At 71.1% G+C, this 12,654-nt stretch carries 14 protein-coding genes; 5 read left to right on the top strand and 9 right to left on the bottom strand.

Going from position 1 to position 12,654, the window contains the following annotated elements; all coding sequences use genetic code 11:
- The first annotated feature begins 12 nt into the window (after positions 1–12).
- From hsaA to AB0F15_RS21975, 5 genes are all read left to right on the top strand, one after another.
- Complete coding sequence (gene hsaA / locus AB0F15_RS21995) at positions 13–1,176, top strand: 3-hydroxy-9,10-secoandrosta-1,3,5(10)-triene-9,17-dione monooxygenase oxygenase subunit (RefSeq protein ID WP_360273137.1); 1,164 nt, start codon at positions 13–15, stop codon at positions 1,174–1,176.
- Positions 1,176–2,021 carry a 4,5:9,10-diseco-3-hydroxy-5,9,17-trioxoandrosta-1(10),2-diene-4-oate hydrolase gene (gene hsaD / locus AB0F15_RS21990; protein WP_360273134.1) on the top strand — a complete coding sequence of 282 codons (846 nt, stop codon included), beginning with the start codon at positions 1,176–1,178 and terminating at the stop codon, positions 2,019–2,021. Before hsaA ends, hsaD begins: the two co-directional genes overlap by 1 nt.
- The gene (hsaC, locus tag AB0F15_RS21985; protein ID WP_360273131.1) at positions 2,021–2,932 is read left to right on the top strand and encodes an iron-dependent extradiol dioxygenase HsaC; all 912 of its coding nucleotides are present in this window, start codon (positions 2,021–2,023) and stop codon (positions 2,930–2,932) included. The genes hsaD and hsaC overlap by 1 nt, the downstream gene beginning before the upstream one ends.
- On the top strand, positions 2,929–3,468 hold the full coding sequence (gene hsaB, locus AB0F15_RS21980; RefSeq protein WP_360273128.1) for a 3-hydroxy-9,10-secoandrosta-1,3,5(10)-triene-9,17-dione monooxygenase reductase subunit: 540 nt from the start codon (positions 2,929–2,931) through the stop codon (positions 3,466–3,468). The genes hsaC and hsaB overlap by 4 nt, the downstream gene beginning before the upstream one ends.
- Positions 3,469–3,610: 142 nt before the next feature.
- Positions 3,611–4,210, top strand: a complete 600-nt coding sequence (locus tag AB0F15_RS21975) for a hypothetical protein (protein ID WP_360273125.1) — start codon at positions 3,611–3,613, stop codon at positions 4,208–4,210.
- Between the two features lie 4 nt (positions 4,211–4,214).
- Here the strand turns inward: AB0F15_RS21975 and AB0F15_RS21970 are convergent, their stop codons facing one another.
- From AB0F15_RS21970 to AB0F15_RS21930, 9 genes are all read right to left on the bottom strand, one after another.
- Entirely contained in the window at positions 4,215–4,469 is a 255-nt protein-coding gene (locus tag AB0F15_RS21970) for a Smr/MutS family protein (protein WP_013224398.1), read from the bottom strand.
- A gap of 258 nt (positions 4,470–4,727) precedes the next feature.
- On the bottom strand, positions 4,728–5,789 hold the full coding sequence (locus tag AB0F15_RS21965) for an MBL fold metallo-hydrolase (protein ID WP_360273122.1): 1,062 nt from the start codon (positions 5,787–5,789) through the stop codon (positions 4,728–4,730).
- 26 nt (positions 5,790–5,815) lie between these two features.
- On the bottom strand, positions 5,816–6,835 hold the full coding sequence (locus tag AB0F15_RS21960) for an acyl-CoA desaturase (RefSeq protein WP_360273119.1): 1,020 nt from the start codon (positions 6,833–6,835) through the stop codon (positions 5,816–5,818).
- A 111-nt stretch (positions 6,836–6,946) separates the two neighbouring features.
- The gene (locus tag AB0F15_RS21955; protein WP_360273116.1) at positions 6,947–9,325 is read right to left on the bottom strand and encodes an excinuclease ABC subunit UvrA; all 2,379 of its coding nucleotides are present in this window, start codon (positions 9,323–9,325) and stop codon (positions 6,947–6,949) included.
- Positions 9,326–9,345: 20 nt separating this feature from the next.
- A complete protein-coding gene (locus AB0F15_RS21950) occupies positions 9,346–9,591 on the bottom strand; it encodes an AraC family transcriptional regulator (RefSeq protein WP_360273113.1) in 246 nt (81 codons plus the stop codon).
- A gap of 61 nt (positions 9,592–9,652) precedes the next feature.
- Positions 9,653–10,063 carry a VOC family protein gene (locus AB0F15_RS21945; protein WP_360273110.1) on the bottom strand — a complete coding sequence of 137 codons (411 nt, stop codon included), beginning with the start codon at positions 10,061–10,063 and terminating at the stop codon, positions 9,653–9,655.
- A 10-nt stretch (positions 10,064–10,073) separates the two neighbouring features.
- Entirely contained in the window at positions 10,074–10,517 is a 444-nt protein-coding gene (locus AB0F15_RS21940) for a helix-turn-helix transcriptional regulator (protein ID WP_360273107.1), read from the bottom strand.
- A 473-nt stretch (positions 10,518–10,990) separates the two neighbouring features.
- Entirely contained in the window at positions 10,991–12,430 is a 1,440-nt protein-coding gene (locus AB0F15_RS21935; RefSeq protein ID WP_360273104.1) for an FAD-dependent oxidoreductase, read from the bottom strand.
- Positions 12,423–12,653 (bottom strand): ferredoxin, encoded by a 231-nt coding sequence (locus tag AB0F15_RS21930; RefSeq protein WP_013224408.1) that lies wholly within the window; start codon positions 12,651–12,653, stop codon positions 12,423–12,425. Before AB0F15_RS21930 ends, AB0F15_RS21935 begins: the two co-directional genes overlap by 8 nt.
- Position 12,654 lies beyond the last annotated feature (1 nt).

The raw sequence follows: 12,654 nt of genomic DNA, 5'->3' as shown, positions 1-12,654 counted from the left end.
AGAGGACTGCGCATGAGTGAGCCGGTGATCGCCGGGGTCCGGGACCTCCTGCCGGTCCTGCGGGAACGGGCCCAGGACACCGAGGACGCGCGGCGCGTCCCCGAGGAGTCCGTCAAGGCCCTGCAGGAGACCGGGTTCTTCAAACTGCTGCAGCCGAAGCTCCACGGGGGCTTCGAAACCGACCCGGTGAGCTTCTACACCGCGGTGAAGCTGATCGCGAGCGCGTGCGGGTCCACCGGCTGGGTCGCCTCCATCCTCGGCGTCCACCCGTGGCACGTGGCGTTGTTCGACGCGCAGGCGCAGCAGGAGGTGTGGGGCGAGGACCAGGAAGTGCGGATTTCCTCGTCGTACGCGCCGATGGGCAAGGCCGAGGTGGTCGAGGGCGGCTACCGGCTGTCGGGCCGGTGGAGCTTCTCCTCCGGCTCCGACCACTGCACGTGGGTGCTGCTCGGGGGCCCCGCCTTCAAGGACGGCAAGCCGGTGGACTTCTGCTCCTACCTGCTGCCCATCGCCGACTACTCCATTGTGGACGTCTGGGACACGATCGGCCTGCGCGGCACCGGCTCGAACGACATCGTCGTCGAGGACGTCTTCATCCCGCAGCACCGGGCGCTGAGCTTCATCGCGACGTCGAAGTGCCGGGTGCCCGGCCAGGCCGTCAACCCCGGTCCGCTGTACCGGCTGCCGTACGGTTCGGTGCACCCGACCACGATCACCGCGCCGATCATCGGCATGGCGCAGGGCGCCTACGACGCGCACGTGGAGCACCAGCGCAAGCGCGTGCGGGCCGCGTACGCCGGTGAGCAGTCCAAAGAGGACCCGTTCGCCAAGGTGCGGATCGCCGAGGCGGCCAGTGAGATCGACGCCGCCTGGCTGCAGCTGACCCGCAACATCGAGGAGCTGTACGAGCTCGCCAAGCGCGAGGAGCGGCTGCCCGTGGACCTGCGGCTGCGCGTCCGGCGCGACCAGGTGCGCGGCACCGAACGGGCCATCTCCGCGATCGACCGGCTCTTCGAGAACTCCGGCGGCCGCGCGATCCAGCGCGGCACCCCGATCCAGCGCTTCTGGCGCGACGCGCACGCGGGCCGCGTCCACGCGGCCAACGACGCCGAGCGCGCGTACGTCATGTACGGTACCGGCGCCTTCGGGCTCCCCGTCGAGAACTCGATGTACTGATGGCCGCTCCCGAAGGCAAGTACGTCCAGGCGGGCTCGCTGAAGCTGCACTACCACGAAGCCGGTGCGGAACACGCCGAGACGGTGATCCTGCTGCACGGCGGCGGGCCCGGCGCATCGGCGTGGAGCAACTTCGGGCGCAACCTGCCGGAGTTCGCCAAGCACTACCGGACGATCGCCGTCGACCAGCCCGGCTTCGGCCGGTCGGACAAGCCGGCCGAGCACCCGCAGTACTTCCGGCACAGCGCGGACGCCGTCGCCGGACTGATGGACGCCCTCGGCATCGAACGGGCCCACTTCGTCGGCAACTCCCTGGGCGGGGGCGCGGCGGTGCGGTTCGCGCTCAACCACGGCAAGCGGGCCGGGCGGCTGGTGCTGATGGGGCCGGGTGGGCTGAGCGTCAACCTGTTCGCGCCCGATCCGACCGAAGGCGTCAAGAACCTCGGGCGGTTCGCGGTCAAGCCGTCGCGCGAGCGGATGGAAGCCTTCCTTCGCATCATGGTCCACGACCAGGCGCTGATCACCGACGAACTGATCGACGAACGGTTCGCCGCCGCGAACACCCCGGAGTCCCTGGCCGCCATGCGGGCGATGGGGATGTCGTTCGCACAGCCGGACACCTACGAAGAGGGCATGCTCTGGCGCGAAGCCCACCGGCTGCGCCAGCGCGTCCTGCTGATCTGGGGACGCGAGGACCGCGTCAACCCGCTCGACGGCGCGCTCGTCGCGCTGAAGACGATTCCGCGCGCGCAGCTGCACGTGTTCGGCGGCTGCGGGCACTGGGCCCAGCTGGAGAAGTTCGACGAGTTCAACCGGCTGGCCCTCGATTTCCTCGGGAGTTCCTGATGGGCATCCGGTCACTGGGCTACCTCCGCATCGAAGCCACCGACATGGCGGCCTGGCGCGAGTACGGGCTCAAGGTGCTCGGCATGGTCGAAGGCAGCGGCACCGACCCGGACGCGCTGTACCTGCGCATGGACGACTTCCCGGCGCGGCTGGTCATCTCGCCCGGCGACGCCGATCGGCTCGCGCGCACCGGCTGGGAGGTCGCCAACGCGGGAGAGCTCGCCGAACTGCGGTCCCGGTTGGACAGTGCGTCGGTGCCGTACAAGGAGGGCACGCCCGACGAGCTGGCCGACCGGCGCGTCGACGAGCTGATCAGCTTCGACGACCCGTCCGGCAACACCCAGGAGGTGTTCCACGGCGTCGCGTTGCAGCACCGGCGTGTGGTGAGCCCGTACGGCCACAAGTTCGTCACCGGCGAGCAGGGACTCGGCCACGTCGTCTTGTCCACCAAGGACGACGAGGCGTCGCTGCGGTTCTACCGAGACGTGCTCGGCTTCCGGCTGCGCGACTCGATGCGCCTGCCGCCGCAGCTGGTCGGCAGGCCCGCCGACGGCGCGCCCGCGTGGCTGCGGTTCTTCGGCTGCAACCCGCGCCACCACAGCCTGGCCTTCCTGCCGATGCCGACACCGAGCGGGATCGTGCACCTGATGGTCGAGGTGGAGCACACCGACGACGTCGGGCTGTGCCTCGACCGCGCGATCCGGCGGAAGGTGCCGCTGTCGGCCACGCTCGGCCGGCACGTCAACGACCTGATGCTGTCGTTCTACATGAAGACGCCGGGCGGCTTCGACGTCGAGTTCGGCTGCGAAGGCCGCCAGGTCGACGACGACAACTGGATCGCCCGCGAGAGCACCGCGGTTTCGCTGTGGGGGCACGACTTCTCGGTCGGCGCGCGGCCCCCCGGCTCATGACGTCGGTGGCGGTCGACCAGACCGCGTTCCGCAGCGTCCTCGGGCACTTCTGCACCGGCGTCACCGTGGTCACCGGCCGTGACGGCGACACCCTCGCCGGATTCGCCTGCCAATCGTTCGCCGCGCTGTCGCTCGACCCACCGCTGGTGCTGTTCTGCCCGGCCCGGACCTCGCGGACCTGGCCGGTGCTCGCCGCGGCCGGCCGGTTCGCCGTCAACGTGCTGGCCGAGGACCAGCAGGAGGTCAGCGCGGTGTTCGGCGCCCGCGGCGAGGACAAGTTCGCCCGCTGCGCCTGGACGCCCGCGCCGTCCGGGGCGCCCCTGCTCGACGGGGCGCTCACGTGGATCGACTGCGAGCTGGAAGCGGTGCACGAGGGAGGCGACCACTACGTCGTGATCGGCCGGGTCACCGCACTCGGCGCCCCGTCGGACGTCCGCCCGCTGCTGTTCCACCGCGGCCGGTACGCGGTCACCGAACCGGTCCGGGACGCGTTCTCGGCCCTGATGCCCTGGCCCCGCCCCGACGACTGGCTGTGATCGGCCGTCGCGGTCGGTGCCGGCAGTCGTCTGGTTGTGCAGCGGTTCACAAGTGGGCCGCATCCCATTCACAAGAGAAAGCCGAGCGTCGGCGCGCACACTCCCACCGAGAAGGCACCTTCCCGGGAGGAGTGAGTCGCGCATGCGTGGGCCCAGCGGACGGATCGCCCGGTTCGGACGGCGAGTGCGCCCCGGCCGCAACCCACTCGCGCGAGCGGGTGACCGCGTCGAAGCCGTCCTGCTGCTCCTGGCCGTCGCCGGCGCGTTCCTCGCCGTGCCGTTCGCCGCGGCTCTCGGCTCCGAGACCTACGCCGCCCAGACCACCCGCGCCGAGCAGGAGCGCGGTACCCGCCACCCGGCGACGGCCGTCTCGCTCGCCGCCGCGTCCGGCCAGTCCTACGGCACCGACGGCGCCGGTGTCCCGGTCGACCAGACGACGGTCCCGGCCGCCTGGTTCGACGCGCGCGGCGCCCGCCACACCGGCGACGTCCTCACCGACGCCGGCAGCCCCGCGGGCACCCGCGTGCCCGTGTGGCTCGACCAGCGCGGCGAGCTGACCGGCGAACCCCGGTCCGGGTTCACTTCGGCGGTCGACGGCATCTATGCGGCGATCCTGCTCTGGGCCGCGGTCACCGGCGTGCTGGCCGGCCTCTACGGCGCCGCCCGGTTCGTCCTGTCCCGCCTCCACGCGGCGGCCTGGGACCGAGCCTGGTCCGAAGCCCGCCACGACAGCCGCTTCTGAGCCGTCACTTCCAGCGGAAGTGCACGAACACCCGGCCGAAGTTGTCCTTGTCCTTCTCGACCCGGTGGTACAGCGCCTTGACGTCCTTGCGCTCGAGGAACCGCAGGACGTGCTTCTTCAGCTGCCCCGAGCCCTTGCCCGGGATGATCTCGACGAGCGGCGCCTTCTTGGCGACGGCCTCGTCGATGATCGCGCGCAGGGCCCGGTCGATCTCGCCGCCGCGGTTGTAGACGTCGTGCAGGTCCAGTTTCAGCTTCACGCGCACTCCCGAGCTCAAGGGTTCCGGCAAGGTCGATCGCTGCGGTGAGTTGGCCGTTCCGGGCGGCGAGTTGGCCCCTGCGGCCGGTGAGTTGGCCCCTGCGGCCGGTGAGTTGCGGCTTGGATTCGCCGGCGACATCGTGCGAGGTGTCCCATGACCCATTCGCGAAGCGCGGACCCGCAGCCACACCCAGGTCGCCGTCGTCGGCGACGTTCGCGAACTCGAGCAGGTAGCGCGCGTACCGCTCGTGCTCGTCGATCACAGTGCCTGCCACCAGCCGTCCACCGCAGGCGGGGCGGCCACGTCGATGCGCTCGCCCGGGCGGGGGATCGCCACCGGGAGGTCGGCTTCCTTCGCCTCGCTCCACACGCGGTCCGCGGGCTCGCCCCACGGGTGCATCGCCAGCTGGAACGTCGCCCAGTGCACCGGGACCAGCAGCTTCGCCCGGACGTCGAGGCCCGCCGCGACGCCTTCCTCCGGGGTCATGTGGATGTCCGGCCACTGCGGGGCGTACGCGCCGATCTGGATGAGCGCCGCGTCGAACGGGCCGTGCTCCGCGCCGATCGCCGTGAAGCCGGCGAAGTAGCCCGTGTCACCGCTGTAGAACACCCGGTGCGACGGCCCCAGCAGCGCCCAGGACGTCCACAGCGTGTCGTCGTTCGAGATGCCGCGGCCGGAGAAGTGCTGGGCCGGGGTCGCGACGAACCGGACGCCCGCCACCGTCGCCTCTTCGTGCCAGTCGAGCTCGATGATCCGCGAAGCCGGGACGTTCCAGCGTTCCAGGTGCGCACCGACCCCGAGCGGCACCAGGAAGGGCGCCTGCGACGATGCCACCAGCGCGCGGACCGTGCCCAGGTCCAGGTGGTCGTAGTGGTCGTGCGAAATCACCACGGCGTCGACCCGGCCGACGCCGGACAGCGGTACCGGCGGCTCGTGCAGCCGCCGCGGCCCGGCGAACGCCGCGGGCGAGACCCGCTCGCTCCACACCGGGTCGAGCAGCACGCGGGCGCCGTCGAGCTCGACCAGCGTGGACGCGTGGCCGTACCAGGTCAGGTGCACGCCGTCGGCCGACAGCACCGGCTCCGCCGCGACCAGCGGCACCGCGTGGGCGGGTTTGCGCAGCTCACGGTGCTCGCCGAAGAACATCTCGCGGAAGATGGTCCGCATCGACGCCGCGGTCATCGGGTGCCGCGGCGCGGCGTTGCGGAACACCTTGCCGTCGAACTGCGGCGAGGAGCGGACCCGCTCGGCCCGCGCGCCGGTGGCCTTCGCGCCGAACGCCGCCGGCAGGTCCCGAAGGGCCGCGACCGTCTTTTTCATGTTCCGCTCTTCCTCATGCCCCGAGTCTACGAACGCTTCCTGAGAGGCGCCCCAGCTTCATGCAGGTGGGTGAGGGCCTGCCGGTAGGACTCGACCAGGCTCGTCTGCAGGTACGGGATCCCGAGCTCGGCGCAGTAGGCCTGGACGATCGGCTGCGCCCGCCGCAGGTGCGGCGACGGCATGCTCGGGAACAGGTGGTGCTCGATCTGGTAGTTGAGGCCGCCGAGGGCGACGTCGGTGACGGCGCCGCCGCGGACGTTGCGCGAGGTGAGCACCTGCTTGCGGAGGAAGTCGAGCTCGGTGCGCCCGGTCAGCGTCGGCATGCCCTTGTGGTTGGGCGCGAAGATCGATCCCATGTAGACACCCCAGAGTCCCTGGTGGACGGCGAAGAACAGCAACGCCATGCCGGGGCTGAGAACGGTGAGCAACGCGCCGAAGTAGAGGACGAAGTGCGCGGCGAGCAACGCGGCTTCGGTGGTGCGGCGGCGCAGGCCCGGCTTGCGCACGGCACGGATGCCGGACCAGTGCAGGTTCAGCCCTTCGAGGGTGAGCAGCGGGAAGAACAGGAACGCCTGGTACCGCCCGATGAACCGGGGCACTGGTCCGAGATCCGCGCGGGCCTGGTCCTTCGACCAGACGAGAATGTCCGGGTCGACGTCGGGGTCGAGCTCCTCGTGGTTCGGGTTGGCGTGGTGGCGGGTGTGCTTGTCCATCCACCAGCCGTAGCTCATCCCGGCCCCGAGGTTGCCCGCGAGCAACCCGGCGATCTCGGTGGGCCGCCGCCGCCGGAACACCTGCTTGTGCGCGAGGTCGTGGGACAGCAACGCGATCTGGCCGGACATCACCGCCAGGAACGCGGCGACGGCGAGCTGCCACCACGAGTTCCCGAGCAACGCGAAAGCCACCCAGCCGCCGGCGAACAACCCGGTCACCACGGCGATCCGGGCGGTGTAGTAGCCGGGACGGCGGACCAGCAGGCCGGCGGCGGAGATGCGGTGGCTCAGCCGGGCGAAGTCGCTGCCGGCGAGGTTCTCTGTGGTGGTCACGCCCCCGAGTCTTCGGCACCGCCGCCCCTACCGGAATCCTGCGCGCCCCAGCCGCTTTGCGGGGGCCAGCCCTACCGGCCGCGCTGGTATGCGAGCCCGGCTGTCCGGGCGTCAGGCGACGTACTCCGCGAGGTGCTTGCCGGTCAGCGTCTTCTTCCGCGCCTTGACCAGCTCCGCCGGCGTGCCCTCGAACACCACGCGACCGCCGTCGTGACCCGCGCCGGGGCCGAGGTCGACGATCCAGTCCGCGTGGGCCATCACCGCCTGGTGGTGCTCGATGACGATCACCGACTTGCCCGCGTCCACAAGCCGGTCCAGCAGGCCCAGCAGCTGCTCGACGTCCGCGAGGTGCAGGCCCGCCGTCGGCTCGTCGAGGACGTACACCCCGCCCTGCTCCGCCATGTGCGTGGCCAGCTTGATCCGCTGCCGCTCGCCGCCGGACAGGGTCGTGAGGGGCTGGCCGAGCGTGAGGTAGCCGAGGCCGACGTCGGACAGGTGCGTGAGGATCTTGTGCGCCGCCGGCAATGCTGCGTCACCGGACTCGAAGAACGCCTGCGCCTCGGCCACGGACATCCCGAGCACCTCGCTGATGTCGCGGCCGCCGAAGGTGTATTCCAGCACGTCGGCGTTGAACCGCTTGCCCTCGCACACTTCGCACGGGGTGGCGGTGCCGGCCATGATCCCGAGGTCGGTGTAGACGACGCCGGCGCCGTTGCAGTTCGGGCACGCGCCTTCGGAGTTGGCGCTGAACAGCGCCGGCTTCACGCCGTTGGCCTTGGCGAACGCCTTGCGGATCGGCTCGAGCAGCCCGGTGTACGTCGCCGGGTTGCTCCGCCGTGAGCCGCGGATCCCGGTCTGGTCGACCGTCACCACGCCCTCGCCGCCGGACACCGAACCGTGGATCAGCGAGCTCTTGCCCGAACCCGCGACCCCGGTCACGACGACCAGCACGCCGAGCGGGAGGTCGACGTCGACGTCCTGCAGGTTGTGCGTGGCCGCCCCGCGCACCTCGAGCACCCCCGACCGCGAGCGCACCGACGGCTTCAGCGACGCGCGGTCGTCCAAGTGCCGCCCGGTCAGCGTCCCGCTCCTGCGCAGCCCGTCCACCGTGCCCTCGAACACCACCTCGCCGCCGTCGGTGCCGGCGCGCGGCCCGAGGTCGACGACGTGGTCGGCGATCGCGATCGCCTCCGGCTTGTGCTCGACGACCAGCACCGTGTTGCCCTTGTCGCGCAGCTGCAGCAGCAGCTCGTTCATGCGCTGGATGTCGTGCGGGTGCAGCCCGATCGTCGGCTCGTCGAAGACGTAGGTGACGTCGGTGAGCGACGACCCGAGGTGCCGGATCATCTTGGTGCGCTGGGCTTCCCCGCCCGACAGCGTGCCCGACGGCCGGTCGAGCGAGAGGTAGCCGAGGCCGATCTCGACGAAGGACTCGAGGGTGTGCTTCAGCGCGTCCAGCAGCGGCGCGACCGACGGCTCGGCCAGCTTCCCCACCCAGGCGGCGAGGTCGCTGATCTGCATCGCGCAGGCGTCGGCGATACTGATCCCGCCGATCTTGGACGACCGGGCCTCCGCGGACAGCCGCGTGCCCGCGCAGTCCGGGCAGGTCTGGAAGGTCACCGCCCGCTCCACGAACGCCCGGATGTGCGGCTGCAGCGAGTCGACGTCCTTGGACAGCATGGACTTCTGGATCGCCGGGACCAGCCCCGAGAAGGTCAGGTTGATGCCGTCGACCTTGATCTTGGTCGGTTCCTTGTACACCAGATCGGCGAACTGCTTCTTGGTGTACTTCTTGATCGGCTTGTCCGGGTCGAAGAAGCCGGCGCCGCGGAAGATGCGGCCGTACCAGCCCTCCATGCTGTAGCCGGGGATGGTGATCGCGCCTTCGTTGAGCGACTTGTTCTCGTCGTACAGCGCGGTCAGGTCGATGTCGTTGACCTTGCCCCGGCCCTCGCAGCGCGGGCACATGCCGCCGGTGATGCTGAAGCTGCGCCGCTCCTTGAGCTGCCGCCCGCCCTTCTCGATGGTGACCGCGCCGGCGCCGCTGATCGAGGCGACGTTGAACGAGAACGCCTGCGGCGAGCCGATGTGCGGCTGCCCGAGCCGGCTGAAGAGGATGCGCAGCATCGCGTTCGCGTCGGTCGCGGTGCCGACGGTGGAGTGCACGTTGGCGCCCATCCGCTCCTGGTCGACGATGATCGCGGTGGTGATCCCGTCCAGGACGTCGACGTCGGGCCGGGCCAGCGTGGGCATGAACCCCTGCACGAAGGTGCTGTAGGTCTCGTTGATCAGCCGCTGCGACTCGGCGGCGATCGTGCTGAACACCAGGGAGCTCTTGCCGGAGCCGGAGACGCCGGTGAACACCGTCAGCCGCCGCTTGGGCAGCTCGACGTGGACGTCCTTGAGGTTGTTCACGCGCGCGCCGTGGACGCGGATCAGGTCATGGCTGTCCGCGACGTGCGGAGCGGTCTTCCTCGTGGGCTTGCTCATCGGGGTTCTCCAGCGTTCGTTCAGGCAGCGTTCGTTCGGTTCAGTGCGCTGACCGCTCCGGCGGCGCGCCGGTAGTCCTGCGGGGTCTGGCCGTACGCCTGCCGGAACCGCTCGACGAACAGCGTGACCGGCAGGTCCACGCTGCGGGCGAGCGCTTCGACGTCGAGGGGCCCGGCGTGCTCGCGGTCGATGCGGTCGCGGACGCGCCGCAGCTGCGCCAGCTCGCGGAAGTGCTGGTGTGCGGCGATTTTGAGGCTCAGGCACATGGTCGATCCCCTTCCGGTGGGCGCCGGATCGCGCGGTGGCCGAGCACCGCGGCGGTCGTCGTCAGCGCAGTTCCTGGATGCGGAGCAGGTTGCCGGCGGGGTCGCGGAACGAGCAGTCACGGATGCCGTAGGGCTGCTCTACCGGCTCCTGGACGACCTCGGCGTTCCCGGCCTCGAGCTTCGCGAAGAGGGCGTCGAGGTCCTTGGTGGCGAGGTTGACACTGGCGTACGTGCCCTTGGCCATCATCTCGTTGATGGTGCGGCGCTCGTCGTCGGTCACGCCGGGCGTCGCGGCCACCGGGGTCAGCACGATCGAGGTGTCGGGCTGGTTCGGGGGGCCGACGGTGATCCACTGCAGGTCGCCGTACTTGACGTTCTGGCGGACCTCGAAGCCGAGCAGGTCGCGGTAGAACCCGAGCGAGGCCTCCGGGTCGGTGTGCGGGAGGAAGCTCGAGTGAATGGTGACGTCCATGGTCGTCACCCTAGGTGTGCGCCGGGGGTCGTGCTTCTCGATTCCTGATCGGTCTGGTGACCTGTTTGGCCACGCACGGCGGCATCCCGACGGTGGCCTCGGCCTGCTGCTCGCGGTAGACGCTCGGGGGCATGCCCACCAGCTCGGCGAACCGGGTGCTGAAGGTGCCCAGCGACGAGAAGCCGACGCTGAAGCAGACCTCGGTGACGCTCAGCTCGCCCGTGCGCAGCAGGGCCATCGCCCGTTCGATCCGCCGCGTCATCAGGTACGAATACGGTGACTCTCCGTAGGCTCGCCGGAACTGGCGGCTGAGGTGCCCGGCCGACATGTTCACCCCACGGGCCAGCGCCTCGACGTCGAGCGGCTGCGCGTACTCCCGGTCGATCCGGTCCCGGACGCGGCGCAGCAACGCGAGGTCGCGCAGGTACTGCGCCGTGGCGGCGGTGCTGGTCACGGATGGATCCTGCCATATCGGACGGGCTTCGGCGGAGCTGCCGCGGTGTCCGTCCGCGAAGGGCGGCGCCCGCGATCGGCGGGACCTCACGGGGGTGGAGGCCGTCCCGGGGGTTCCCGTGCCCCCGGGACGGCCGTGCACCGGTGCTGAAGACCGTGGAGCCCCTTCCGGTGGCATACCCGTCCGCCGGAACGGTCTCCACGGCCCGTCCGCCACGGCGGGTCGGGCCCGCCGCGGCGCTCGACCCCGGGCCCCCGCCCGGTGCGCCGGAAGAAGGCCACCCCGGGGGCGTCGGGTTCCCTCGGGATGGCCCTCTCCTGGCCCGCCGGGCGCTCGGTCCGCCTCCCTGGCGGGAGGCACGGACGCGAGGCGGGCAGGGGGACGCTGGGGCCGGCCACCACACCGCCCAGCCGCGGAGGGGGTGTGGTGGCCGGCAAGGGACGGAGCCGCCGCGCGCAGCCCCGTCCCGGCTTCTACCTCCCCATCGGGATGGCCATCGTCGGCAGCGCTCCGGCGGGCAGCGACTGTGCCTGCAGCGCCGTCGTGGGGGGCGACTGCGCGGGGAACGCCGTGGTCGGGATGTCGTTGGCGAACTCGCTCTCGAACTCGCGCTCGAAGGCCTGCGCGTCGAACCCGCTGTCGAACTCCGGCGGCACCTCGGCCGCCATCGCGGCGAGCGCCGGCTCGACCATCGGCACCTGCGGGACCTCGGCGACGGGCGCGGGCTCCGGCTCCGGCACGTAGTCGGGGGCGGGCAGCCGCCGGTCGAGCTCGGCCATCCAGTCGAGCATCGCCCGCGGCTTGTCCCAGCAGGAAATGCCGACGAGCCTGCCGTCGCGGACGAAGCCGGTGATGCCGTCGGCCAGCGACACGGTGTCCTCGGCCAGTGACGGCATCCCGCACATCTGCAGGCGCGTGTCGTACAGCGTCGACCAGGCGCGGGGGAGCGGGGTGAACGGGATCGCGCTCGAGTGCCCCATCAGCAGGTTGTCCGCCGCGTGCCGGGCCGACTCGACGGCGTTGATCCAGTGCTCGACCCGCCGCGGGGTCTCGTCGAACCGCAGGTTCGGCCAGCGCGCGATGTCGCCGGCGATGACGACGTCGGAGGCGCCCTCGGCGAACAGCTTCGAGTCGCAGAGGACGCCGTCGCTGATGTCGAGGCCGGAGCCGCGCATCCAGTCCACCGACGGGACGCTGCCGATGGCGAGCACGACGACACTGGCGACCAGCAGCTGGTTGTTCGTCAGGTGCAGCCCGACGGTGTCCTTCGTGCTGATCCAGTGCCGGACTTCGCTCCGCATGGCGAGGTTCGCGCGGTGTTCGTGGTGCGCCTCGACGATGCCGCTCGAGACGCGGTCGCCGAAGCGGTGCAGCGGTGCCTTCGCGTGCCCGACCAGGGTGACGTCCCGGCCGATGTGCCGCATGCTCGCGGCGAACTCGTTGCCGATCAGGCCGGCGCCGATCACGACGGCCGGCTTCTTGCTGGCGTTGAGGCAGCGCCGCACCGCCATCGAGTCCTCGACCGTGCGCAGGATCCGCACCCGCGGGTCGTGCCGCGGTGCCCCTGGCAGGTGTCGCGGGTAGACGCCGGTCGCGGCGATCAGGCCGTCGTACCAGAGGGACTCGCCGCCGGGCAGGTGCACGACCCGCTCGGTGGTGTCCAGGTGCGTGACCCGCGCCCCGAGCCGCCAGTGCACGTCGAGGTCCGGCAGGTAGTGCGAAAGGCCCACGTCGCTGGGGCGCTCGGTCCCCATCACCAGCGCCTTGGAGACCATCGGCCGGTGGTAGGGCCGCCGGGCCTCGTCGCCGATCAGGACGATCTCCCCGTCGAACTTCTGTTCCCGCAAGCGTTCCGCGGCACGCAGCCCGGCGACGCCCGCACCGACGATGACGATCCGGTCGCCGTCAGCCATCGAGGTCCCCTCTCATCACGACCGCCTGCATCGGGCAGCAGCGGGCGGCCATCTTCGCCTGTTCAATGGTGGTTTCGTCGAGCAGTCGCGTGTGGAAGCGCAGGCGGCCGTCCTGGCCGAGGTCGAACACGTCCGGCGCCTCCATGGCGCAGATGCCGTAGAGCTCGCACCGGTCGTTGTCGACACTGATCCGGGGCCCGCCACCGGGCAAACGGAAGGGCACG

Origin of the sequence: Amycolatopsis sp. NPDC026612 (assembly GCF_040638285.1) — a bacterium.
Lineage (GTDB): Bacteria > Actinomycetota > Actinomycetes > Mycobacteriales > Pseudonocardiaceae > Amycolatopsis.
Note: the sequence above shows the minus strand (reverse complement) of the source record. Positions and strands in the feature narration are given on the sequence as shown.